The organism is Pseudomonas sp. GW458-11-26-14-LB4 (genome assembly GCF_059423925.1).
The window spans coordinates 1-24,694 of record NZ_JBWKYU010000018.1; the positions used below are offsets into that span (position 1 = coordinate 1).

Annotated in this window: 20 protein-coding genes and 2 pseudogenes; 12 read left to right on the forward strand and 10 right to left on the reverse strand. The window is 61.4% G+C overall.

What is annotated here, in order from left to right; translation table 11 throughout:
* The first annotated feature begins 163 nt into the window (after positions 1-163).
* From AC07XZ_RS21495 to AC07XZ_RS21505, 3 genes are read left to right on the forward strand one after another with little or no spacing between them, the layout of a single operon-like run.
* On the forward strand, positions 164-823 hold the full coding sequence (locus tag AC07XZ_RS21495) for a paraquat-inducible protein A (protein ID WP_007951772.1): 660 nt from the start codon (positions 164-166) through the stop codon (positions 821-823).
* Positions 810-1,433: a paraquat-inducible protein A gene (locus tag AC07XZ_RS21500; RefSeq protein ID WP_007951771.1), complete on the forward strand. Its 624-nt coding sequence runs from the start codon at positions 810-812 to the stop codon at positions 1,431-1,433. The genes AC07XZ_RS21495 and AC07XZ_RS21500 overlap by 14 nt, the downstream gene beginning before the upstream one ends.
* Positions 1,426-3,729 carry a PqiB family protein gene (locus tag AC07XZ_RS21505; protein ID WP_102687509.1) on the forward strand — a complete coding sequence of 768 codons (2,304 nt, stop codon included), beginning with the start codon at positions 1,426-1,428 and terminating at the stop codon, positions 3,727-3,729. The genes AC07XZ_RS21500 and AC07XZ_RS21505 overlap by 8 nt, the downstream gene beginning before the upstream one ends.
* A gap of 69 nt (positions 3,730-3,798) precedes the next feature.
* On the opposite strand, the gene mksF is transcribed toward AC07XZ_RS21505, so the two are convergent.
* The 3 genes from mksF to mksB are packed head-to-tail and all read right to left on the reverse strand — an operon-like array spanning position 3,799 to position 8,607.
* On the reverse strand, positions 3,799-6,639 hold the full coding sequence (gene mksF, locus AC07XZ_RS21510; protein WP_102687510.1) for an Mks condensin complex protein MksF: 2,841 nt from the start codon (positions 6,637-6,639) through the stop codon (positions 3,799-3,801).
* Positions 6,636-7,337: an Mks condensin complex protein MksE gene (mksE, locus tag AC07XZ_RS21515; protein WP_102687511.1), complete on the reverse strand. Its 702-nt coding sequence runs from the start codon at positions 7,335-7,337 to the stop codon at positions 6,636-6,638. The genes mksF and mksE overlap by 4 nt, the downstream gene beginning before the upstream one ends.
* Positions 7,327-8,607: an Mks condensin complex protein MksB gene (gene mksB / locus AC07XZ_RS21520; protein WP_162803847.1), complete on the reverse strand. Its 1,281-nt coding sequence runs from the start codon at positions 8,605-8,607 to the stop codon at positions 7,327-7,329. The genes mksE and mksB overlap by 11 nt, the downstream gene beginning before the upstream one ends.
* Before the next feature lie 231 nt (positions 8,608-8,838).
* Between mksB and AC07XZ_RS21525 the strand changes: the two genes are divergently transcribed.
* Complete coding sequence (locus tag AC07XZ_RS21525) at positions 8,839-9,585, forward strand: energy transducer TonB (protein ID WP_102687512.1); 747 nt, start codon at positions 8,839-8,841, stop codon at positions 9,583-9,585.
* A complete protein-coding gene (gene rimI, locus AC07XZ_RS21530; protein ID WP_102687513.1) occupies positions 9,578-10,030 on the forward strand; it encodes a ribosomal protein S18-alanine N-acetyltransferase in 453 nt (150 codons plus the stop codon). The genes AC07XZ_RS21525 and rimI overlap by 8 nt, the downstream gene beginning before the upstream one ends.
* A gap of 15 nt (positions 10,031-10,045) precedes the next feature.
* Here rimI and AC07XZ_RS21535 read toward each other — a convergent pair whose 3' ends face one another.
* Positions 10,046-10,450 carry a serine kinase/phosphatase gene (locus AC07XZ_RS21535; RefSeq protein ID WP_102687514.1) on the reverse strand — a complete coding sequence of 135 codons (405 nt, stop codon included), beginning with the start codon at positions 10,448-10,450 and terminating at the stop codon, positions 10,046-10,048.
* Between the two features lie 142 nt (positions 10,451-10,592).
* Between AC07XZ_RS21535 and can the strand changes: the two genes are divergently transcribed.
* The gene (gene can, locus AC07XZ_RS21540; RefSeq protein ID WP_011335942.1) at positions 10,593-11,237 is read left to right on the forward strand and encodes a carbonate dehydratase; all 645 of its coding nucleotides are present in this window, start codon (positions 10,593-10,595) and stop codon (positions 11,235-11,237) included.
* 8 nt (positions 11,238-11,245) lie between these two features.
* Here can and AC07XZ_RS21545 read toward each other — a convergent pair whose 3' ends face one another.
* From AC07XZ_RS21545 to AC07XZ_RS21565, 5 genes are all read right to left on the reverse strand, one after another.
* On the reverse strand, positions 11,246-11,773 hold the full coding sequence (locus AC07XZ_RS21545; protein ID WP_102687515.1) for an SET domain-containing protein-lysine N-methyltransferase: 528 nt from the start codon (positions 11,771-11,773) through the stop codon (positions 11,246-11,248).
* A gap of 180 nt (positions 11,774-11,953) precedes the next feature.
* On the reverse strand, positions 11,954-13,126 hold the full coding sequence (locus AC07XZ_RS21550; RefSeq protein WP_102687516.1) for a hypothetical protein: 1,173 nt from the start codon (positions 13,124-13,126) through the stop codon (positions 11,954-11,956).
* 61 nt (positions 13,127-13,187) lie between these two features.
* Positions 13,188-14,915 carry a J domain-containing protein gene (locus tag AC07XZ_RS21555; RefSeq protein ID WP_102687517.1) on the reverse strand — a complete coding sequence of 576 codons (1,728 nt, stop codon included), beginning with the start codon at positions 14,913-14,915 and terminating at the stop codon, positions 13,188-13,190.
* Between the two features lie 11 nt (positions 14,916-14,926).
* A complete protein-coding gene (locus AC07XZ_RS21560) occupies positions 14,927-16,624 on the reverse strand; it encodes a molecular chaperone HscC (protein ID WP_085745409.1) in 1,698 nt (565 codons plus the stop codon).
* A gap of 202 nt (positions 16,625-16,826) precedes the next feature.
* Positions 16,827-18,245 carry a short-chain fatty acid transporter gene (locus tag AC07XZ_RS21565; protein ID WP_085745408.1) on the reverse strand — a complete coding sequence of 473 codons (1,419 nt, stop codon included), beginning with the start codon at positions 18,243-18,245 and terminating at the stop codon, positions 16,827-16,829.
* A 199-nt stretch (positions 18,246-18,444) separates the two neighbouring features.
* Here AC07XZ_RS21565 and AC07XZ_RS21570 point away from each other — a divergent pair, with 199 nt between their 5' ends.
* From AC07XZ_RS21570 to AC07XZ_RS21595, 6 genes and pseudogenes are all read left to right on the forward strand, one after another.
* Entirely contained in the window at positions 18,445-19,758 is a 1,314-nt protein-coding gene (locus AC07XZ_RS21570) for an MFS transporter (RefSeq protein WP_085745407.1), read from the forward strand.
* Positions 19,759-19,965: 207 nt separating this feature from the next.
* Positions 19,966-20,604: pseudogene (locus AC07XZ_RS21575) on the forward strand (PAS domain-containing protein); the annotation flags it as partial.
* Positions 20,605-20,760: 156 nt separating this feature from the next.
* Positions 20,761-21,192 (forward strand): annotated as a pseudogene (locus AC07XZ_RS21580) (methyl-accepting chemotaxis protein); the annotation flags it as partial.
* Between the two features lie 87 nt (positions 21,193-21,279).
* Complete coding sequence (locus AC07XZ_RS21585) at positions 21,280-21,879, forward strand: flavin reductase family protein (RefSeq protein ID WP_102687519.1); 600 nt, start codon at positions 21,280-21,282, stop codon at positions 21,877-21,879.
* A gap of 92 nt (positions 21,880-21,971) precedes the next feature.
* Positions 21,972-22,532 (forward strand): DUF2975 domain-containing protein, encoded by a 561-nt coding sequence (locus AC07XZ_RS21590; protein ID WP_102687520.1) that lies wholly within the window; start codon positions 21,972-21,974, stop codon positions 22,530-22,532.
* A 7-nt stretch (positions 22,533-22,539) separates the two neighbouring features.
* The gene (locus AC07XZ_RS21595; protein WP_102687521.1) at positions 22,540-22,761 is read left to right on the forward strand and encodes a helix-turn-helix domain-containing protein; all 222 of its coding nucleotides are present in this window, start codon (positions 22,540-22,542) and stop codon (positions 22,759-22,761) included.
* An 87-nt stretch (positions 22,762-22,848) separates the two neighbouring features.
* Here AC07XZ_RS21595 and ggt read toward each other — a convergent pair whose 3' ends face one another.
* A complete protein-coding gene (gene ggt, locus AC07XZ_RS21600) occupies positions 22,849-24,681 on the reverse strand; it encodes a gamma-glutamyltransferase (protein ID WP_102687522.1) in 1,833 nt (610 codons plus the stop codon).
* Positions 24,682-24,694 lie beyond the last annotated feature (13 nt).

Sequence of the window (24,694 nt, forward strand, 5' to 3'; positions counted from 1 at the left end):
GTCATCGTCAAGATTAAATTCCGAAACCCCAATTGCGAAAGCAGTTGGGGTTTTGTTTTGCCCGCAGGAAAGTTTTTTGCTCGCGTCAGCGAACAAATTTGCACAGTTATTTTCGAATCAGAACACTAGAATAGATCCCAACTTTCTCGGAGCCAGAGCCCTTATGTCGGATTCGGTTGACGCCCCCGGGCTGTCAGATTTACCGCTGGATGACTTGGTGGCCTGCCATGAGTGCGATCTGCTGATGCGCAAGCCCAAGCTTGCTCACGGCGAAAAAGCCCTCTGCCCACGCTGCGGTTACGAACTGTACGCTCACCGTCATAACGTGGTGCAGCGCAGCCTCGCCCTGGTCATTGCCGCGCTGTTGCTCTACGTGCCGGCGAACTTTTTACCCATCATGCAGCTCAATGTTCTCGGGCAATCGTCGCAGGACACCGTCTGGAGCGGTGTTATCGGTCTGTTCAACACCGATATGCGCGGTGTTTCGGTTGTCGTATTCCTTTGCAGCATGGCGATTCCACTGTTGAAACTGCTGTGTCAGCTGATCGTGTTGCTGACGATCCGTTTCAACATTGGACGCAGTTATGGCCTGCTGCTCTACCGCATTTATCACCACCTCAAAGACTGGGGCATGCTCGAGGTGTATCTCATGGGCGTCCTGGTCGCGATCGTCAAACTGGCGGACATGGCGGCTATCACCGTGGGCCTCGGTCTGGCGTGTTTCATCGGCTTGTTACTGGTTCAGGTCTGGCTCGAAGTGGTGATGTCGCCGCACCAGATCTGGCAGGCGTTATCAGGAGAAGATGCCCATGCGGGCGATTGATGCAGGCATTCTGATCTGTACCGAATGCCACGAACTGAACAGGCAGGATACCGACAGCGATGTCCAGACCTGCACCCGATGCGGTGCGCTGGTTCACGCCCGGCGGCCCAATAGTCTCGCGCGAACCTGGGCGCTGCTGATCACGGCCGCGATTATCTACATCCCTGCCAATGTTCTGCCGATCATGACCGTCAGCTCTCTGGGCCAGGGTGACCCGAGTACGATCATGTCCGGCGTCATCCAGCTGGTGCAGCACGGCATGATTCCGATCGCTGCCGTGGTGTTCATCGCCAGCATCCTGGTGCCGACCTTCAAACTGGTGGGCATCGCGCTGCTGCTGTTTTCCGTACAGCGCCGCCAGCCGTTGTCCGCCCGTCAACGGATCTGGATGTACCGCTTCATCGAGTTCATCGGCCGCTGGTCGATGCTCGATATTTTCGTGATCGCCATTCTGGTGGCGGTCGTCAACTTCGGCCGGCTTGCCAGTGTCGAAGCCAATCTTGGCGCCATCGCCTTCGCCAGTGTGGTGATTCTGACGATGCTCGCCGCTGTCACTTTCGATCCCCGACTGATTTGGGATAACACGGAGTCGGACGCCGACCATGACTGATTTGCCTGTAGCGAAAACCCGACCGGCTTCGAACTGGTCTGCCATCTGGGTGCTGCCCCTGATCGCCCTGATTATCGGCGGCTGGCTCGGCTGGCGTGCCTACACCGAAACCGGTATCGAGATTCAGGTGCGGTTTGAAAGCGGTGAAGGCATTCAGGCCAACAAGACCGAAGTGGTCTACAAAGGCATGCCGGTCGGCAAGGTGAAAACCCTCAAGCTCGATGATGAAGGCAACTCCAAAGGTGTCATCGCGACCATCGAGATGAATAAGGATGTCGATCAGTACCTGAAGACCAGCACCCGTTTCTGGCTGGTCAAACCGAGCGTGACCCTGGCCGGTATCACCGGCCTGGAAACCCTGGTATCGGGTAACTACGTCGCCATCAGTCCCGGCGAAGGCGAGCCGACCCGCAAGTTCAAGGCACTGGCCGAAGAGCCGCCGCTATCGGATTCGAAGCCCGGTCTGCACTTGACGATCAAGGCCGACCGTTTGGGTTCGTTGAATCGCGGCAGCCCGGTGTTCTACAAGCAGATCAAAGTCGGTCAGATCAAAAGTTACGTGCTGTCGGAAGACCAGAGTACGGTCGAGCTCAAGGTGTTCATCGAACCGACCTACGCCAAACTGGTGCGCAAACACACCCGTTTCTGGAACGCCAGCGGCATCAGCATCGACGCCAACCTGTCCGGTGTGAAAGTGCGCAGCGAATCCCTGGCCAGCATCGTCGCCGGCGGTATCGCCTTCGCCACCCCGGAGAACCGCAAGGACAGCCCGCCCACCGATCCAAGCCTGCCGTTCCGTCTCTACGAAGACTTCGATGCGGCCGCCGCCGGTATCCGCGTGAAGGTCAAACTCAGCGATTTCGAGGGCCTGCAAGCCGGGCGCACCCCGGTGATGTACAAGGGCATTCAGGTCGGTAACCTGAAAGCGCTGAAGATTGACCCGGACCTGTCCAGCGCAACCGCCGAACTGACCCTTGATCCGCTGGCCGAAGACTATCTGGTCACCGGCACGCAATTCTGGGTGGTCAAACCTTCGATCTCCCTGGCCGGCATTACCGGTCTGGAAGCGTTGGTAAAAGGTAACTACATCGCCGTACGTCCGGGCGACAAGGGTGGTGCGCCACAACGTGAATTCGAGGCCCGGCCAAAAGCCCCGCCGCTGGATCTGCGCGCACCCGGCCTGCACCTGGTCCTGTTCACCGATACCTTAGGCTCGATCGACGTCGGCAGCCCGATCCTCTACAAGCAGGTCAAGGTCGGTTCGGTGCAGAGCTATCAGTTCTCCAAGACCCGCAAACAACTGGTGATTGGCGTCCACATCGAGAAGGAATACGAAAACCTGGTGAACGCCTCGACCCGGTTCTGGAACGTCAGCGGTGTCACGCTGACCGGCGGGTTGACCGGCGGGATTCAGGTCAAGAGTGAATCGCTGCAGACCCTGATGGCCGGCGGCATTGCCTTCGAAACGCCACAAGCCAAAGCACCGTTACAAAAACGCATCCCGCGCTTCCGTCTGTTCGCCAACCATGATGAAGCGAATCAGAAAGGCGCCGTCGTCACCATCAAGGTCGATCGCGCGGACGGTCTGCGCAGCGGCACCCCGGTGCGCTTCAAGGGACTGGACGTCGGCAAGATCGAAAGTGTCGACCTGACCGATGATCTGCAATCGGTAATCCTCACCGCGCGCATCACTGAAGTGCCGGAGAAGATTGCTCGAGTCGGCAGTCAGTTCTGGGTGGTCAAACCGGAGTTGGGTCTGATCAAGACCTCGAACCTGGAGACCCTGGTCACCGGCCAGTACATCGAAGTGCAACCTGCGGCCAAGAACCTCGGCCCGCAGAAGAACTTCGTGGCCCTGGCCAATCCGCCGGAAGTCACCAAGCAGGAGGCAGGCTTGAGCCTTGTGTTGAGCGCTGCCCGTCGCGGCTCGCTGAAACCGGGTGTTCCGGTGACCTACCGAGAGATCACCGTAGGCAAAGTCACCGGTTACGAACTGGGCCAGACAGCGGATCGCGTACTGGTGCACATCCTGATCGAACCGAAATACGCGCCACTGGTGCGCAGCGGAAGTCGCTTCTGGAACACTAGCGGCGTCGGTTTCGACATTGGCCTGTTCAAGGGTGTAACGGTGCGCACTGAGTCGCTCGAGACCGTTATTCAGGGAGGTATCGCCTTCGCCACACCGGACGGCGAGAAGATGGGCAATCCGGCCCGCGCCGAACAAACCTTCCCGCTGTTCGACAAGTTCGAAGACGAGTGGCTGAACTGGGCACCGAAAATCCCCCTCGGTAAATAATCGAGAGCCCATGAAAAAGGGCCGCGATCCAATGGATCGCGGCCCTTTTTTGTGCCCGTCAGTTATGCATCAAACCGCATCCAGTTCCGGCTCGTCCGCTTCGACATTGACGGTGGCTTTCACCACATCGTGGCGGCGGATGTACTTCCAGTCCGCCTCGTCGATATAGATTCCGGCCGGGCCGCTGCCGCCTTCCAGGTCGATGGCGACACTGGCGCAGACCTGCGGCTTCACACTCGCCAGAATCGGCACGAAGCCCAGTTGCAGGCTGGTTTCCAGCAGCGCAGCCTGGTTCTTCTCGTCGATGTCCGCCGCCTCGTCGAGGTAGTACGGCAGGCGCACGCGACCGGCCAGGTCGCGGTCCATCAAGTGCAGCAACAAATACATGTTGGTCAGCGCCTTGATGGTCATCGTGGTGCCGTTGGACGCCGCGCCATCGATGTCGGTGTGGATCACCGGCTGGCCGTTGACCTTTGTGATCTCGAACGCCAGTTCGAACAAGTCCTTGAGGCCGAGCTGGTTGTGGTTTGCCGCCACCAGCCGCGCCAGGTATTCCTTGGCCTCTTCGTTCTTGTTGTCCTGCTCGGCGCTTTGGCTCAGGTCGAACACCGACAGGGTTTCGCCTTCTTCGTACTGACCGGCGCTGTGGATGATCTGGTCGATGTGCTTGAGCGCTTCCTTGTTCGGCGCGAGCACGATGCGGAAGCTCTGCAGGTTGGACACCTGACGCTTGTTGATCTCACGGTTGAACAGCGCCAGTTGGTGCTCGAGGCTGTCGTAGTCGCTGCGGATATTGCGCAGGGTCCGCGCGATATCGGTCACGGCTGCGCGACGCGCCTTGCCGAGGGTCAGGGCTTCGTCGGTACGGTGCGCGTAAGCGTTGATCAGCAACGACAGACGGCGCTCCATGTCGTCTTCGCTGTCGAACTTGGCCACGCCTTTCAGACGCACTTGCGCGTACAGCGCTTCGATCTGGCCATCGGCGCGCAGAAGGCCTTGCCAGCTGTCCTGATAGTCATTGAGCAGCGGCAGCAGGTTGTCCATGGAGTCGTCGACCGGATCCATGAACGGCGTGCCGAACGGCAGGTCTGCCGGCAGCAACTGACGACGACGCAGGGCGTCGTCGAGGGTGCGTTGCTTGGCTTCCATGTCGGCGATCTGGCGGCCGACCAGTTGCAGCTTGGCCGACAGTTGCTGTACGCGCTCGGTGAACGCATCGCTGGAGCGCTTGAGTTCGTCCTGCGCGGCTTCCATCTGCGCCAGTTGCTCGAGCTTGTCGCTTTCTTCGGCGCTCAGGGTCTGAGTGCGGCGGAAATCTTCCAGCGCTTTCTGCGCATCCAGCACCTGCTGGTACAGCGCTTCGGTCTGGGTCTTGCTCGCGGCGCGGTCGGCGGCCACGGCTTGCTGGGTCTTGAGTTGCTTGAGCTCTTTTTCCAGACGTTCTTTCTGATCGCGCAGCGCGGCACGGTCGGCCAGCGCTTGAAGAGCCGGTGGCTCGATGTGCGAGATGTCGATCGACAGGCCCGGCACTTCGAAACGCTCGCCCTTGAAGCCGTCGAGGATCAGCTCGACCGATTTCACCCATTCGCCATCGTCGTCGAGGGTGATGCCGTGTTCGCCCAGCGGCAGGCTGAACAGCGCACTGTTGAACAGGCGCATCAGGCGCTCGACATCCTGTTGCGAGAACTCTTCGCGCAGGCGTGCATAGCTGTTGTTGTCGGCGTGATCGAGTTGTTGCTTCACCGACTTCAGGCGTTTTTCCAGATCGCGAAGACGTTCTTCGAGATCCTCGGCACTGAACTGACGGGACTGCGCCAGCGCACCGGCCATTTCGTCGTGAGCGTCTTTGGCCGCCAGCAGTTGCTGCTCCAGGACTTTGACGTCATCGACCAGCGCGAAGCGGTTCTTCAGCACCGACAACTCGCCGAGCCAGCGCTGGATGCCGGAGATTTCCCGCTCCAGACGCATCAGTTCCTGAGTGCCGCCACGCTGATCGTTTTGCAGGTCGTCCTGCTCGCGACGGTAGTGCTCGGCCTGAATGGTCAGTTCTTCCTTGCGTGCCGTGGCGTAGTCCGACCAGGTGCCGAGCAACGAGTCGAGGAGCGGCGACAGGCGATGCAGTTTGCCGCGCAGCACGTCGCGCTGTTTCACGCCGTTGGCCAAGGCTTCGACCAACGGGCCGGCAGCGACCAGCGAGTTGTAGTCCTGTTCCATGCGACGCACGTCGCGGAAGGCTTCTTCGCACGCGGCGATGTAATCGACGCTGCCGGAACGCAAGCTGTGTTCGAAGGCATCGAGGAACAGCTGCTTGAGCTTGGCTGCGGTGATTTCGCGCATGTGCAGCAGGTTGATGAACAGCGCGCGGAAGGTCTTCAGGCTCTGCTCGCTGGTGGAGCGTAGCGGAATCAGCGTCAAATCGAGCGGGATCGACGTATGACCGCCCACCAGCAATCGGCGCAGCTCATCCGGCTTGAGTTCGTAGGCTTTCAGGCCTTCTTTCTCAAGGTTGCTGAACAGCTCTTTCTGCCGCAGGCAGGTGTCGTTCTTCTGGTAATGCGCCAGATCGAGCTTGCCGGCATAGGCAAAAAACTGGTGACCGAAACCGCCGCCCGGGCCGCGACCGACCACGCCGATCACGTGTGGGCCGTGGGGCAGGTTCACTTCGACGAGGATATAGCTGGTGTCGGAGGCAAAGTAGAAACGCCGGGATTGTTCCAGGCTGTACTTGCCGAAACTCATGTCCGACATGCGCGCCAAAATCGGGAACTGCAAGGCGTTGATCGAGGCGGATTTGCCGAGGTTGTTCGCGCCGTAGACCGACAGCGGTTCTTCCAGCGGGAACAGGCCGAGGCTGTAACCGGCGGTGTTCAAAAGGGCAAAGCGGCGGATGCCGTAGCGTTCCTGGCTCATGCGTCGGACTCCTGTTCTTCGGCAATGGCGCGGGCCAGTGCGTCTTCTTCGCTCTCTTCATCAAACTCGGAGAGATCGAGCGGATCGTCGGTTGCGAGGAATTTGGCCTCGGCGGCTTCGTCGATCAGCACCGGTGCCGGCAGCGGCAGGACGCTGTGCACACTGGCCGCCAGATCGCGGTCCTGCTGAACCGACAGGCAGACGTCGAGGAAACGGTGCATCGGCGGCAGGAAACGGTATACGCCGTTTTCTTCGCTGGCGAAACCGAGCTGAGTCATGCGGCGCATGATCTTTTCTTCGAGTTCTTCAACGGTCTGCACTTCGGCCTGGATGAACAGGTCGCGGTACTTTTCCAGCAGCGACGGCAGTTCTTCGCGGCCGAGGCTGCCGCCGTCGAGCACGGCGATCGGGTCGCGGCCCTGATCGGCCAGATGCTCGACGAGGATGAAGGTGAACAGCGCCAGACGCTGTGCGGTCTTGTTCACTGCCGCAGCGGCCATGTCCGGCACGAAGTAGTAGAAACCACGGGTGTCGCAGACCAGTTCGAAGCCCAGTGCCTTGAACAGCGTGCGGTACTGGTCCTGGAAGTTCGACAGTTGCGCGTACAGCTCCGGGTCGCGGCGGCTGACGTGGTAGCCCTTGAACAGCTCGCGAAAGATCGGCGCCAGCTGAGACAGTTCGGATAGATCAAGATGCATTGGGGATGCTCGCAGAATCCTCGGCGGCGGTGTCGCCGGCCGAGAGCAGGGCGAAGGAGCGCAGGCTGACCTGGTGCTCGTGAGTGTGGTATTCGCGGCGTTCCAGACGCTCGCGCTTGAAGCGTTTTTCCCGCGACAGGCGCGAGAACCAGTAAAGCAATTCGTCGGTCGCGCCGTCCGGTTCCTGCTCCAGCAGCCAGGTCATCAGGTCCGGCATCGGCAGGGATTCTTCGCAGCGGTCGACCATCTCGCGGACGGTGCGCGGTGCGCGCGGGGCATCGCCAGTCTTCTGCGATTTGTGCGCCTTGGGGAAACGCGCCGGTTTTGGCTCGAAACGGGCCAGGGCATAGACGTAGGCTTCAACCTGACTGGCGCTGCCGAGAAAGGTGCTTTGCGGCCGGGTGAACAGCGGCATCGCGGCTTGCGGCACGGCGTCGATGCCTTTGCGGCGGATCGCGGCCAGCGCAAGTGCGGCACCACGGGTCACGGCGTTGTGCCGGCGCGCTTCTTCACGCAGCGGCAGCAGCAATTCCCGAGCGTGACGCAGGGTCAACTGGGCGCTGGTCTGCATTTCGAGGATGCGCGCGTGGGTGCGCAGCAGCATGTCGTCATCGACCAGATGGCCGAGGCGCTGCTGTTCGCTGAGCATCTTCAGCAGCACGGTTTCGACCTTGCGCACGCCTTGCTCGAAGGCGCCGTCGGCGTTCACCAGATCGATCATCGGCTCGACGTATTCGTCCCAGGTCGCCAGCACTTCGGCGTAACGCTGACGCAGCGGAATCTGCCGGTCGCTGGTCTTGGCCCGTTCGGCCACGGCCACCAGCGCCTGTTCGTCGTTGTCGAGTTTCTTCAGAACGTCGCGCACGCGCATGTCGAGCAGGCGCAACTGACGCGCCAGGTCATTGCCGTCACGGACGTCGAACGCATCCTGGATATAACCGGCCAGACGCTCAAGGTGACGCAGATAGGCTTCGATTTCCAGGCACAGGCCCAGACGGTGTTCCCGACGCAGATAGGCGAGGAAGTCGTGAATCTGCGCGTTCAGCTCGAAACGGTTCGGGCTTTTCGCCACGGGAACCAGAATGTCGAGGCGGATCCACACGTCGAGCAGGCTGGTGATGTCCTGCGGCGTGCTGTCCAGTTGCTGGGCGGCCAGTTGCGTGCGCAGTTCGTTGAGGCTCAGGGTGCCCTGGTCGAAGTGCTCGCACAGTGGCTCCAGAAGTGCCCAGTGTTCAGCGAGGGCGCGCAAGACGCGCTTGGGTTCGATCATCGGAATGGCCGGCTGGTTGGCGATTAAAAGCCGCGATTGTACTGCATCACGAAGGATGCGATTCACTCTCGGGACGGGCTGTCGCTTTTCTTTGCGTCAAGGTATCGGTCAAGACTATCGATCAACAGCGCGCGATCTTGAGCGAAGGGCGGTAGAATCAGCGCACTTCAGTTATCCACAAGTGGCCGACCCTTGCTAATCGAGTCCCGCCGCCGCGCCTATTTGAACGCCATGCAGGTGGTCAACTGGCTGCCGCGCACCGAATTGCCCTTTGCCGCGCCGTCGCGGCCCGAGCTGCTGGACATGCCCGAGCCCGAGATTGCCGCGCCGGTAATGCCGGCAACCCCGGCCGAAGCGCCGGTGCAGCCGGCTGCACGTCCGGTCGAACGGCCGAAGATCGAGGTTCCGCGTCCTTCGCTGGCCAGCACCCGCACGGGCGCCAAACCGGTCGAAGAAGTCGACGAAACACCTGTGGTGGCCAGGCCGGCGCCGGTGCCGCCACCGCGCTTTGCCCTGCAATTGCTGCGCGCCGGCCGTTGCCTGTTGCTGGTGGAGTTACCCACAGGCGAAGCCTTCCAGTCCCGCGATCCGGCTTATCTGCTGCTCAAGGACATGCTGCGTGCCGCCGGTCTGCCGGACGCGCCACAGATTGTCGGTGAGCCGGTACGCTGGCCATGGCTGAACCGCGGCACGATGGATCAGGGCCCGGAGGCGGCCCGGGATTTCGTCCAGGGTTTCCTGTCGGTGCAGATGGAGGCGTCGCCGTGCGCCTGTCTGTGGCTGATCGGCCTGCCGGCGGTGCGTTTTGCCGGCGAAGCGGAGGCCGAGGCGTTCAACCGTGAATTGCAAATCGAGGGGCTTGGCCTGGCGTGGGCCGTGCCCGGGCTGGAATTGTTGATGGAAGAGCCACAGCGCAAGGCCGCCGTGTGGCAAGCCATGCGTCGGCTGATGGCGCGCTGGAAAGAATCGAATGAGTGACGCTGTATCGTTTCGCCCGATGACCGAGGCGGACCTGGACGCTGTGCTGAAGATTGAATATGCCGCGTACAGTCATCCGTGGACCCGCGGGATTTTTCTCGACGGCCTGGGCAAGTACCAGATCTGGCTGATGTTCGAAGGTGAGCAGCAGGTGGGCCACGGGGTGGTGCAGATCATTCTCGATGAAGCGCATCTGCTCAACATCACGGTCAAACCGGAAAACCAGGGTCGCGGGCTCGGGCTGACCCTGCTCGAATACCTGATGTCCCGCGCCTACGCCGCCGATGCCCGGGAATGTTTCCTGGAAGTGCGCGACAGCAACACGTCGGCCTTTCGCCTTTACGAGCGCTATGGCTTCAACGAGATCGGCCGGCGCCGGGATTACTACCCGGCGGTCGGCGGGCGTGAAGATGCCGTAGTCATGGCCTGCACGCTCGTCGACTGATCGCGGCAGGTGTCCTCAGCGCTTGCGATCCAGCGGATCGCGACGCGCCAGTTCCGCTTCATCCAGCCCGTTGCCGCCGCCGATATCGTCCTCGTCGACCACGCTCAGATCCCAATCGGCCTGATTGCCTTCCCCGAGCTCCTGGGCATCCCGGGCGCCATCTTCACGGATCAGGGTTTCCGGGCTCAGGTCATCGTCGGTGGGTTCGTGATCGGCGGTCGATGCCCCGGTGAAACCGGTCTCACGCACGCGGTCACGGGGCATCAACTGTTCGCGCTCGCGCTCGGGCAGCTCATCGCCGATCTTCGCACTGGGCTGTTCGTCGTCGAAGTCCAGCTCGTGCACCGAACCCATGCGGTCTTCGTTATCATCGATGGGCTCCGGTTGCACCGCATCGAAGGGGCGTCGTGAATCAGTCATGGCAATTCCTCATACTGTGGGCCTTACTGGGATGGACTCACCGGGTGCACGAGAAATTCAAAGCAAATCACCCACGACCCCCGCGTGACCCCGACGGGCGGTCGACTGTCATACCAGCGCATCTTTCTTGAGGCCTTACAGCATGCATGACTTACAAGACCTGATTGATAACAACGAGCGTTGGGCTGACGCGATCACCAAGGAAGACCCGGATTTCTTCGCCAAGCTGGCCCGTCAGCAGACGCCTGAATATCTGTGGATCGGCTGCTCCGACGCACGGGTGCCGGCCAACGAAATCGTCGGCATGCTGCCGGGCGATCTGTTCGTTCACCGCAACGTTGCCAACGTGGTGCTGCACACTGACCTCAACTGCCTGTCGGTGATCCAGTACGCGGTGGACGTGCTCAAGGTCAAACATATTCTGGTGACCGGGCACTACGGCTGCGGCGGTGTGCGGGCGTCGATGCAGGATCGTCAGTTCGGCCTGATCGACGGCTGGCTGCGTTCGATCCGCGACCTTTACTACGAAAAACGCGAAGAACTGGCCAGGCTGCCGACCGAAGAAGAGCAGGTCGACCGTCTGTGCGAGCTCAACGTGATCCAGCAAGTGGCCAACGTCGCCCACACCAGCATCATCCAGAACGCCTGGCATCGCGGGCAGAGCCTGTCGATCCACGGCTGCATCTACGGCATCAAGGATGGTCGCTGGAAGAGCCTGAACACCACGATCAGCGGTTTCGAGCAATTGCCGCCGCAATACCGTTTGCGTCCGGTCGGCGCGCCTTGATCGATCGTTCAGCGTAAACCTTGCCGGCGGCGCCAGCTCAGCAAGTAGCGCTGGCCTTCAAGATTGGGTGATTCGTCGTAACCGGTGATCCACCCACGGCAGCGCGAGGATCCGCAACCGCAGGCGAACTGCCGCAGCAGTTTGTCTTCGGTGGCGGTGTAGTCCATGGTCAATCGTTCACCTTCGGCAATGTCGCGCAGAGCCCAGAACCATAATTCTACTGCGTCAAAGAAGGTGTTTGGATCGCATGAGTGTTCGAAAAGTCCGCAAAAGCGTGGATCGTAGATATGAATCCCTGGCATCAGTTGCCGGGTCTGCCGGCAGCGATAGGGCAGCAACTGGCCTGAAACCCGGCACATTCGGGTGATGCGCAGGAACTCCCGGCACGCTACGACAGCGGTGGCTACGCCCTCGGGATCGTGAACAATCTCGAAATCCTGTTTTGACGGAAATCCCATGCGCACGGGGAGTCCGGCAAAAGGATAAATGCCCTCGGTATCGCGTGCCGGTTTACCCGGTAATGCGTGAGTGTTCATAACGTTCCCTGTTGGCCAGGTGTCGCGACTTTCCCGAGCTGACGTCCTGTCAGTCCTGCAACACGATCATTGGATCCAAGATCCCGTAAATCACATTAGCGGTCTACTGTCAGATCTGACAGGCGAAATAGACGCTTTCCCGGGTCAGCCAAGGCTGACACGGGAACATCGCATGTCCTTTCAGAGATGGGCGGCGGGCGCGGCCATGTCCGGCAATGGGCTTTTGAGCTGTTGCAACTGGGATTTGACTGGTGCGGTCGAGCAGGTCTTGTCCGCCTGTGCCACGGTCTGGTTGCGGATCGTGGTGTAGAACAGCTCGCAGGTCTTGGCTTTCTGCGTCACTTGCCAGGTCTGGGTGCAGCTGTTGAGCAGTGTCTTCGGATCGGTGCCCGGTTTGCTGCCCATCCCGGCCTGCCAGCAGGCGGCGCTCAGGTCTTGCCCCATTACCTTCAGACCGGCTGCATCGGCCTTGGCCTGGGCATCGTCGCCGGTGTAGTTGCTCGGGTCGGCGGCGTACCAGATGTAGCTCGGGTGGTTCGAACCCAGCACCGGCACGTTCACTCCCGTGCTCGGGCTGATGGTTGCCAGACCCAGTACATTCACGGTCGCGCCGTATTGCTGCTTGATCCAGTTACGCACCGGCGCACCGAAGGCAACCATCGGCAGCACGGCGCCGCTGGCGTTCTGGCTGACCTGCTTGACCATGGTGGTCTGGTAATCCTTGAAGTAGTCGTACACGCCTTCCAGATCCTTGCCGGCGCTGGCGGGCGCGGCGATCGGGGCGATGTCGATGATGGTCTGGTAGGCCGGCGTCTGGTCGGCGGGGATGCCATTGTCGGTCAGCAGCGCGGCCCAGCGGTCGGTGGTGTTCGAGCGCAGGTAATCCTGGGCCTGGGTCAGTGAGTAATCCGGCGGGAAGTGCAACAGCTCGACACTTTTGCGGTTTTCCAAGGCCATGCCCAGCGGCAGGAACAGGTACCAGCTGTATGCCCATTTGCCGTCGGCATTGAGTTTGCTGGCGCCTTTGTAGGCCAGATCGCCGGCGTCCAGCAGCGCGGTCAGCGGCTTGTCGTAGCCCTTCGGTACGCCGCTGATTTCGGCGTAGAGCTGATCGTTGTCGTTTTTCACCAGCACTTTGGCGTTGGTGTAGCCGTCGCGCTGCACGCTCTGGCTCAGGTAATGGGCGACGGTCTGCTCCAGCGTCCAGTTGCGAAAGCAGATCACGCTGCAATTGTTGGGGTAGGCGAAGAGGCGGGTGACGCGTTCGGTGCTGCCCAGTTTCAGGTCGACATCGGCGTGGGCGGGGGCGCTCAACGTGAGCGCCGCGAGGGTGAGGCCTGCGAGTTTCAACATGCTCAGATCCTTTTCAGCGAGGGTAAAACCTTGGTGGAGGGCAATCCGGCCCGCGTCCAGCCTAGCCGGGGAACAGGTGTTTCAGCGAATAACCAAGCTGACTGGCGAGAATCACGCCGGTCATGACCACCAGAAACAGCAGTTGCAACGGGCTGAAATGCGCCCAGTGCAGCGCGGTCAGCCACGGGTGCTTGTCGCTGAACTCCGGGTCGAGCGTACCGATGCGCCGCTTGTGCCAGAGCCCGATCAGGATCACTCCGATATAGGTGAAGGCTCCCAGCCCACCGAGCATGACCGAGAACAGCAGGATCATGACGGCTTGCGGTACGCCATGGCGCAGCACGAGCCAGCGGGTATCAGGGTTCCATCGGCGCGGAATGATCCTTTCGGTCAACCACAGATCCTGAACGATCAAATGGGCGCTGATCAGAAACCAATAACTCAAGCCGATCCGGAAAAACCAGACAGGAACACAGGCGAAGGCCAGGGGAATGACGATGCTCATCGCCGTGGTCTTGTGCTCGGCGGGCAGATAGAACAGCCACAGCGCCAGCGCAATCGCGGCCCATGAGCGCAACCAGGTTTCGGCGGCGATGTAGCGCGGCAGAAACCGTCGCCAGTAGAAAACATCGGCGTAGGGCAGGCGGGCGAGCAGGTCGGGAAAGCGCCACTTGAGGGTTTCCGACAACTGCTGGCAGGCCTGCCAGTCAGCCGGGATGAACCGGTCGGTCATGTCTTTCTGCTGTCGCGGCTTCATCGGGCTGATCAGCATCCGCGCGGCCAGAGCGTCGGGCGACCCGTTGCGCTGATCTTCGGCCCGGGCGCACAGGGTGTCGTAGAGGCTTTCCTGGTTGCAGCGCTCGATCAGCGCCTGCCAGAGCCAGTCCGGTTGCGGATGAATACCCTTGGTGTCGTCCCAGCCAAATAATTGGGAGATACGGTCGAACAGCGGAACGCTCCACTCTGTGTCCTGCAGCAGTTGCAGGATGATCTGCTGCCAATGTTCCCGACGGTCGAACACCTGGAGCCAGGGTTGGACCGTGTAAGTCTTGAGCTGCGCGAGACATTCACGCTCGTTTTGCGAGGCGAGCAGCGTTTCCAGCGATTGCCGGTAATCCGTCAGCAACTCGTTGGCGATAATGCTGCGCTGCCCGTCGCCGATGACGATCTCCTGCCACGGCCCCAGCCAACCCAGGTGCTGTACCGCCCAGCGGGCAATCGGAAGGCGCAGGGCGGGATGATCGAAGCACAACGTCAGCAACAGCGCCTGGAACGCTTGCGCACAATCCTGCTGGCGCGCTTGCTCCCAGCGCTGGTCCAGATTGGTGTCCGAGAGGCCGTTCAGCAATTGCGATGCGGCTTCAATGGCCGGGTCGGCAGTCGGCTGCTCGGGTTCCAGGTTAAGAGGCTCCGGACTCAGGGGCTGTACCCGCAAGGTCTGCGACTCGAGCGGTGCTTCGGGCGCGGCCGGGGTCACCGGTTCGAATAGCGCCGCAGGGTAATCCCACGCATCGGTCCCGGTCTTCTGCAGCGGCTGAACCATGGATTGCTCTTGCACCGCCAGAGCGGCGATCCCAGGAGCCAGCATGACGTCGCCGTGCTCCTCGCTCTCCTCGTTTTCAAGGCGCCACTGGGCAATCGACAGAGCACGCTCATAAGCCTCGCGCAGGCGCTGGAAGCCTGCGGCATCTTCATCGGGCCGAAAGACTTTCAGCAGGCGCGCATAGCTGCGCTTGATATCGCGCAGCCCGGCGTCTTCGGGCAGTTGCAGGACGGACCAGCATTCCATGTCGTGCTTCCTTACTGCCAGGGGTTACGGTCGAGGGCGCTCAACTGCTTGCTCAGTTCGGTACGGGTTTCACGGATCTGCCGCTCGTCCTGGGAATCCAGCGCCTGCTGGAATTGCTTGGCCCAGTAACCGATCTGATCGCGCAGGTCGCCCAGGCTTTCCTGATACAGACGTTCCAGCCGTGCACTGAGCAGGGTGTTCACCTGTTGCTCGCGCGGATGGATCTTCAATTGCGCCAAGGCTTGCAGACGCTGCTGGATTTCCTCCGGCGTCAGCACGCCGGGGTTGTTTTCGATGACCAGCGAATGTTGCTGACCGGTCAGGGGAATGCTGACCTGGGCTTCGAGCAAACCGTTGTTGTCGTAGGTGAAACGCACATCCAGTTCGACTTCGCCGGCCTTGCGCTTGGGCACCTTGATGTCCAGTTGGCCGAGCGCCACGTTGTCTTTGACCAGGCGGCTTTCGCCCTGAAAGATTTTCACGACCACCTGTTCCTGATTGTCGTGAAGGGTCTGCACGGTTTTGACCCGGCTGACCGGGACGATGCTGTTGCGCTCGATGATCGGCAGGTAATGACCGCTTTCATACTGACGACCGACCTGCGTGGAAGTCTCGATCCCCAGGGTGTAGGAGCAGACATCAGTGAGCACCACTTCTTCCAGCGCGGCCGAACGGGCCTTGAGCGCTGCCTGAATCGCCGCGCCCTGAGCGACCACTTGATCCGGATCGAGGCTGATCGACGGGAAGCGGCCGAACAGCCCGGCAGCCAGTTTGCGCACCAGCGGCATGCGGGTGGTGCCGCCGACCAGCAGGATTTCATCGAGGTCGCTGACGCGGATGCGTGCGTCACGCAGGGCCCGTTCGATCGGCGCGCGCAGACGTTCGAGCAGCGGCATGTACAGCGTCGCCATTTGCGCCTGAGTGATGGTCTGGGTCCATTGCTTTTCGCCAACCTGCAATCTGAATTCGGTGCTGGCGTCCTGACCCAGTGCACGGCGCACACGTTCTGCCTCGCGGCGCAGCGGCTGGAGGATGGTCGAGCGCTCGGGGAAGTCCGACACGTTGCGATGCTGATCGATAAAGTGCTCAAGCAGCACGTTGTCGAAATCCTCGCCGCCGAGGAAGTTGTCACCGGCGCTGGCGCGCACCTCCATGACCCCATCGAAGAGTTCGAGAATCGACACGTCGAACGTACCGCCGCCCAAGTCGAACACCAGGAACGACGTTTCCTTGTCCCGTTGATGCAAGCCGTAGGCGAGTGCAGCCGCGGTGGGTTCGTTGATCAGCTTTTCGACTTTGAGACCCGCCAGTTCACCGGCAATGCGCGTGGCCTTGCGCTGGGCGTCGCTGAAATAGGCCGGAACGCTGATCACGGCTTCCGTGACGGTCTGGCCGTAAGTGCGCTCGACGTCTTCTTTCAGGCTCTTGAGCACTAGCGCCGACAGCTCTTCCGGACGGAATTTTTTATCCCCGAGGTAGACCTCCGTCGCACTGCCCATATGGCGCTTGAACAGCGAAGCGGTCAGGCGCGGATGAGTGTGCAGGCGTTCGCGAGCAGCTTGCCCGACCAGAATCCGGCCCTGATCGTCCAGGCCCACCACGCTGGGTGTCAGGAACTGCCCCAGGGCGTTAGGCACCAACTCAGTGGCATCGCCGCGCCATACGGCAACAAGGCTGTTGGTGGTTCCCAGGTCAATCCCGACGATCATTGCAACGAACTCCCTTTGCGCTCAGACAAAAAATGAAACAGATATTGGGCGCGCAAGAATATTACCGAGGCAGTGGCGCGGTAAAGAAAGATGATGGCTCTGAGCCATTATTTACGACAGGCAACCGCAGGAGGGATGGTCCGGGTCGCTTTTTGTCGAAGGGAAAGACAGGGCGCCGGAGCCGGCGCCCTGTGGTCATCGTTTAAGGCATGACCGGCGGCAAGTACGAAAGCGTCGTGCCCAGCGCCCACAGCAGCACCAATACCAACGGCGTGTGCACCAGTAATTGCACGAACGAGAAACCGATCAGATCCCGCGCCTTCAGCCCCAGCACGCCCAGCAACGGCAGCATGTAGAACGGGTTGATCAGGTTCGGCAAGGCTTCGGCGGCGTTGTAGATCTGCACCGCCCAACCGAGGTGATAGTTCAGATCGTTGGCCACCTGCATCACGTACGGCGCCTCGATGATCCACTTGCCGCCGCCGGACGGAATGAAGAAACCGAGAATCGCCGAGTACACGCCCATCAGCAGTGCATAGGTGTCGTGGGAAGCGATGCTGACGAAGAACGTCGAGATGTGATGGGCCAGGGTCTGGGCGTCACTGCCCTTGACCGTGGTCATCAGCGCGGCAATCGAACCGTACAGCGGGAACTGGATCAGCACCCCGGTGGTGGTCGGCACGGCACGCGACACCGCATCGAGGAAACTGCGCGGGCGCCAGTGCAGCAACGCGCCGAGCATGATGAACAGGAAGTTGTAGGTGTTGAGCCCGGAAATCGCGGTGATCGCCGGTTTGGTCGAGAACTCGTGGAACAGCCATCCGGCCGCCAGCAGCACCAGCAGGATGATCAGCAACGGGCTGTGTTCCAGCCATTCGCCTGGGCGGGTACGCGGTTGCAGCGGTGGCAGGTTGAAGGCCGGGTCGATGCCGCAGGCCTTGGCGTCACGCGCCGAGTTCGGGCCGGGCGCGGTGGCGTAGGCGATGATGATCGAAATCACGATCAGTGCCAGCAGCATGACTCCCGACTGCCAGAGGAAAATCGTCTGGGTGAACGGAATCACCCCGGTGATCGACAGAATCGACGGCGGCAGACTGGCCGGGTTGGCCTGCAACTGCGCGGCGGACGACGACAGGCCCAGCGCCCAAACGGCGCCGAGGCCAAGATAGGCGGCGGCACCGGCGGCGCGGTAGTCCATTTTCAGATCGGTGCGGCGGGCGAGAGCGCGCACCAGCAGACCGCCGAACACCAGCGACAGGCCCCAGTTCAACAAGGACGCGACCATCGAAATCAGCGCGACCCAGGCCACGGCCGAGCGACCGTTCTTCGGGATCCGCGCCAGGCGATCGATCAGTTTTACGGCGGGCGGCGAACTGGCCACGACATAACCACCGATCACCACGAAGGCCATCTGCATGGTGAACGGGATCAGGCTCCAGAACCCGTCACCGAAGGCCATGGCCGCGTCGGTGGGTTTGGCGCCCATGGCCAGGGTCGCCAGCGCGACGATGATCACCGCCAGCGCGGCGAATACCCAGGAGTCGGGAAACCAGCGTTCGGCGAAACTTGAACAGCGCAAGGCAAAGCGCGCAGAGCGGCTATCTTCGATATCAACGGCCACGGGAGTACCTCGGATTTTTATGTTTATTGTGGTCTTCGGGGCTTGGCCGGCCCGTCTGGACAGGTGCCAACAGTAAATCAACCGGCGGATTTTTGTGACCGTGTTTTGCTGAATCAGACTATGGTCTAACGGGTTGTCCGGCGGCCCGTTTGCGTAGACCATGGGCGCCTTGGTTTTTTGCCTGCCAGAGTTCTTTGCCATGACTGCCCATTCCACTGCCCGACCGGCGCCGTTCAGCCGTTCCGACTACAAGACCCTCGGCCTCGCGGCCCTGGGCGGGGCGCTGGAGATCTACGATTTCATCATTTTCGTGTTCTTCGCCCTGACCCTCAGCCAGCTGTTCTTCCCGCCGGAAATGCCCGAGTGGCTGCGCCTGCTGCAAAGCTTCGGGATCTTCGTTACCGGCTATCTGGCGCGCCCGCTGGGCGGGATCCTGATGGCGCATTTCGCCGACCGGCTGGGGCGCAAGAAGGTTTTCAGCCTGAGCATCCTGATGATGGCGCTGCCGTGCCTGCTGATCGGGATCATGCCGACTTATGCACAGATCGGTTATTTCGCACCGTTGCTGCTGCTGGCGCTGCGCATCCTGCAAGGCGCGGCGGTGGGCGGTGAAGTGCCGAGCGCCTGGGTATTCGTGGCCGAGCATGCTCCGGCCGGGCATCGCGGTTATGCCCTGGGCTTTCTGCAGGCCGGGCTGACCTTCGGTTATCTGATCGGCGCATTGACCGCGACTTTTCTGGCGCAAGTGTTCACCCCGGCCGAAGTGCTGGATTACGCGTGGCGTTATCCGTTCCTGCTTGGTGGTGTGTTCGGCGTGATCGGTGTCTGGCTGCGCCGCTGGCTGAGCGAAACCCCGGTGTTCATGGCCATGGAAGCGCAGCGCGAGGCGCGGGTCGAACTGCCGTTGCGCACCGTGCTGCGCGATCATCGGCTGGCCATGTTGCCGGCGATGCTCCTGACCTGCGTGCTGACCTCGGCAGTGGTGGTGTTCGTGGTCATCACCCCGACCATGATGCAAAAAACCTTCGGCATGACCGCCGGCCACACCTTCGCGCTGAGCGCGCTGGGCATTGTTTTCCTGAACATCGGCTGCGTGATCGCCGGCCGGCTGGTCGATCGCATCGGCGCCTGGCGCACGGTCATGCTTTACAGTCTGCTGCTGCCGCTGGGCATCGGTCTGCTTTATAGCTGCCTGATCAGCGGCGGGGATTGGGTCGGTCTGGCCTACGCCATCGCCGGCTTGTGCTGTGGCGTGGTCGGTGCGGTGCCGTCGGTGATGGTCAGCCTGTTCCCGGCGCGGATCCGCGTTTCCGGGATCTCCTTCACCTACAACATTGCCTACGCCGCCTGGGCCAGTGTCACACCGTTGCTGCTGATCGGTCTGATGCCGTGGAGTCCGTGGATCTGCGTGATGTTCTGCACGGTGATGGGCGCGGTGGGCGTCGTCAGCGCGGCGTATTTCGGCTCGCGCATGCCGCGCGCAGAACAGTGCCCGGTGGCCGGCACCGCCTGAATTGTCGAGGCGTAACTATTTTTGTAGGACACGCCTCAAGCGCTCTTCAGAAAAGATTTCCAAGGCCGATGGTTAGGCTGCATACCCGCTCTCCATCCAGTCCATCGGTGCTTTCCCATGTTCAACAAACGCCTGAAGCAAGAGCTGGCGGCTCTTCGTGAAGAACTCTCCAGCCTTCTGCAAGTGAAGGAGAGCCTGGAAAGCGAGATGCTGGTGCTCACCCTTGAGCCCGACGGACGGATTCAGTCGGTCAACCAGAACTTCCTCAACGAAATGCTCTACAAGAGTCACGATCTGATCGGCCGCGCCATCGAAGACATCGTGCCGGCCCATGTGAAGTCGGACGAGTTTCATCACCGCTTCAAGGCCGCCCTGACCCGTGGCGAGCATTTCGCCGGCGCTGTGCGCCTTTCACGCGGTAACGGCGAAGAGGCGTGGTTGCGCTCCATCGTCCAACCGGTTCGCTCATCGGATGGCCGGATCAAGCACTTCTCGATTTTCTCCAGCGACCTGACCCGCACTATCGAGGCCTCCCGCGAACACGAAAACCTGATCGGCGCGCTGGTGCGTTCGACCGCCGTGATCGAGTTCGACCTCAGCGGAAACGTGCTGAGCGCCAACGAACGGTTCCTCCAAGGCATGGGTTACAGCCTGGCGCAGATCAAGGGCAAACATCACCGCCAGTTCTGCGAGCCGGAGGAGTACAACAGCGCCGAATACCAGAACTTCTGGCGTCGCCTGAACAACGGCGAATTCGTTGCCGGCCGTTTCAAGCGGGTCGACAGCCATGGCCGGACGGTCTGGCTGGAGGCGTCCTACAACCCGGTGCTCGACGCCAACGAAAAGCTCTACAAAGTGGTGAAGTTCGCCACGGTGATCACCGATCAGGTCAATCAGGAACAGGCCGTCGCCGACGCCGCCAACATCGCCTACAGCACGTCCCTGCAGACCGACAGCACCGCCCAGCGCGGCACTCGTGTGGTGACTGAAGCGGTCAACGTGATGCGCGATCTGTCGAAGCACATGCAGACCGCCGGCGAAGGCATCGAGGCGTTGAACGAGCAATCCCAGGTAATCGGCACCATCGTCAAGACCATCAGCGGCATTGCCGAACAGACCAACCTGTTGGCGCTTAACGCGGCCATCGAAGCTGCTCGCGCCGGTGAGCAAGGCCGAGGCTTTGCGGTGGTGGCCGACGAAGTGCGGCAACTGGCTTCGCGCACCAGCCAGGCGACCGAAGAAATCGTCGGTGTGGTGCGCCAGAACCAGGACATGGCGCGCAACGCCGTGGCCCTGATGACCGACGGCAAGCAACAGGCCGAACAAGGGCTGGCGCTGGCGGCGGAGGCCGGTACGGTGATCGTCGAGATTCAGGACGGCGCGCAGAAAGTGGTGGATGCAGTCGGCCAGTTCGCCAACCAGTTATCCAACTGATGCCTGCCAGGCGATGGGATGGTACACGGCCATCCCTTCGTTGTTTTTATCCCGCTACAATCGGCTCTTTTTCCCGGAGCAGATCCCATGAGCGAGTCCTTCCGTCGCCCGGTTTCCCTGAACAAAGCCTACCGTCTGCTCAATCACGGGCCGACCGTGCTGGTCAGCGCCGCTCATGACGGGCAGCGCAACATCATGGCGGCTGCGTGGGCCATGCCGCTGGATTTCGAACCGCCGAAAGTCGCGGTAGTGCTCGACAAATCCACCTGGACCCGACAATTGCTCGAGGCTTCGGGCACCTTTGTTCTCAACGTTCCTTGTGTGAATCAGGCCGACATCGTGCAGACCGTCGGCTCGACATCGGGCCTGGAAATCAATCGCGATCAAGGTCAGGACAAGTTTCAGGCGTACGGCTTGCAGAGCTTTGCTGGCGAGCAGGTCGAGGCACCAATGCTGGATGGTTGCGTGGCCTGGCTCGAATGCCGGTTGCTGCCGGAGCCGCACAATCACGAGCAATACGATCTGTTCCTCGCCGAGGTGATCGCGGCGCAGGCTGATTCGCGGGTGTTCAGCGATGGACGCTGGCATTTTGAAGGGCACGATGAGCTGCGCACGCTGCATCACGTGGCCGGTGGCAACTTTCTGAAGATCGGTGATCCGGTGGTCGGTAAAAATCTTGATGTCTGACGGTTATTAATGTTTTGCAGCAATTAATTATTGTTATTAGATAATTTTAATCGTTAGGGTGGTGCTCACATTCATTCTTGTGAGGCTTTCCCATGACCACCCACGGGCTCGTGCAATTCAGTCGGCGCATGGCGACGGTGACGTTGATCCTGATCGTCGTGATGCTGCTGCTCAATGCTGTCATTTGGGTTTACCCACCGTTGGCGGAAAAGGAAGGCTGGGGATTGGGGTTTGCGCTGACCGAGCGCCAGCTGTCACACATGGCCGACGCCGCCACGCTGTTTCCATGGTGGCAGAAGCTGGGCGGGATCGTGCTGTCGAGCATTCCCCTGCTGGCGCTGGCATCGGGCCTGAACCATTTGCGCCGGCTGTTTCAGAGTTATGCGCGGGGTGAGTATTTTGCCCGGGAAACAGCGGAGCATCTGGGCAAGGTCGGGCGAGCCGTGGCGATCTGGGTGCTGCTGGATTTCCTCTGTGAGCCGATGCTCAGCCTGTGGGTCACCCAGAACGCGCCGGTCGGTGAGCGGTTGTTTACCCTGAGCATCACGGCGGCCTCATTCGTCGCGTTGTTTCTGGCCGCGTGCATTTCGATCATCGCGCGGATTCTGGCGCAGGCCAGCGAAGTGGATCGGGAAAACCGTACGTTTATTTGAGGTCCTCATGCCTATCGTGATTCAACTGGATGTGATGCTCGCGCTGCGCAAGGTCAAATCCAAAGACCTTGCAGCCGCCATCGGCATCACCGAGGCCAACCTGTCGCTGTTCAAACAGGGCAAGGTCAAAGGGCTGCGACTGGCGACCCTGGATGCCATCTGCGAGTACCTCAACTGTCAGCCCGGGGATCTGCTGGTTCGGGTGGCGGGGGAGGAGGGTGACGCCTGAGGGTTTCAGTTGGCGCTGGAAATGAATTCATGGACATACAAAAAAGGCTTACCTCTCGGTAAGCCTTTTTCAGTTGGCAGTGCTGATTCAATCCCCCAACGCTACCCCTTCACGCCGAGGATCTGCCCCGCCTGCCAGCGTTGCCTTCCCTTGAGCATCCTTGACCCGCACGATGGCCTGGGTGCCGCTGGTCATGTCGATTTCGTTGACGGTGTGGCCCTTGTCCTTGAGTGCCTGGATCAGCGTCGGGCTGAACTGGCCCTGTTCCAGTTCAGTGGGGCCGTTGCGGCTGCCGAAGTTGGGCAGGCTGATGGCGCTTTGCGGGTCGAGGTTCCAGTCGAGCAGGCCGACGGTGGTTTTGGCCACGTACTCGATGATCTGCGAGCCGCCGGGAGAGCCGACGGTGGCGACGAACTCGCCGCTTTTGCGGTCGAAGATCAGGGTCGGCGCCATCGACGAGCGCGGGCGTTTGCCGGGCTCCACGCGGTTGGCGACTTTCTGTCCGTTCTCTTCGGGGATGAACGAGAAGTCGGTCATCTGGTTGTTGAGCAGGAAACCCTGAACCATCAGGTGCGAGCCGAACGCTGCTTCGATGGTGGTGGTCATCGACACGGCGCCACCGAAGTCATCGACCGCCACCACTTGCGAGGTGGAAATGCGCAGCGGCGAGCGATCCGGCGCGTAGGCGACCTGTACGCCCGGCGGTGTGCCGGGTTTGGCGGTGCCCATGCTGCGTTCGCCGATCAGGCTGGCGCGGCTGGCCAGGTAACCCGGGTCGACCAAACCTTTGACCGGCACCGGCACGAAGTCGGTATCGGCTACGTATTGCGCGCGGTCGGCGTAGGCCAGGCGCTCGGCTTCGGCGATCAGGTGCACGGCTTGCGGCGCAGGTTCGATGCCGGCGGGTTTATCGGTTTTCACTGGCTTGAGCGGCGTCAGAGCCAGACGCGGATCGCGGGTTTCCAGCGCCTGCAAGGTGCCGAGAGTCTGCGCCACCGCAATCCCGCCCGATGATGGCGGCGGCATCCCGCAAACCTGCCAGCGCTTGTAGTCGGTGCACAGTGGCGCGCGCTCCTTGGCCTGATAGTGCTGAAGGTCGTTCAGCGACAGGCTGCCGGGGTTGGCGTGGCCCTGAACCTTGGCCACGATTTCTTCGGCGATCGGGCCTTTGTACAGCGCGTCCGCACCTTCGTTGGCGATGCGTTTGAGCACGGCGGCCAGCGCCGGGTTTTGCAGTCGCGTGCCGACGGCTTTGACGCTGCCATCGCTGTTCAGAAAGTACCTGGCCATGTCCGGCGAACGGCGAATCACCGGGTCGGATTCCAGCAGTGAATGCAGGCGCGGAGAGATCGCAAAACCCTGCTCGGCCAGTTTGATCGCCGGCTCGAACAATGTTGCCCACGGCAAGCGGCCGTGCTTTTTGTGCGCCAGCTCCAATGCACGCATCACCCCCGGTGTGCCGACAGAGCGTCCACCGATCTGCGCCTGCGGGAACGGCATCGGTTTACCGTCGGCCTGCAGAAACAGTTTCTCGGTCGCACCCGCCGGTGCCGTTTCACGACCGTCGTAGGTGCGCACCTGTTTGCCATCCCACAGCACGATCATCGCGCCGCCGCCGATCCCGGAGGATTGCGGTTCGACCAGGGTCAACACGGCTTGCATCGCGATGGCGGCATCGATGGCGGAACCACCCTGACGCAACATTTCGCGACCGGCCTCGGCGGCCAGCGGATTGGCAGCGGCGGCCATGTGTTTTTCGGCGTGGCTGGCTTGTAGGCCGGTGCGGTAACCGGAGGCGGCTTCCGGTGCCAGCGGCAAGGTCGAGGAAGGCGGGGCGTTGCAGGCCGTGAGGGCGATGGCGCTGACGATCAGCGTCAGGGCGGGCAGGCGAAACCGGTTCAGGGGCAGGGCTGGAAACACGCGGGGCTCTCCG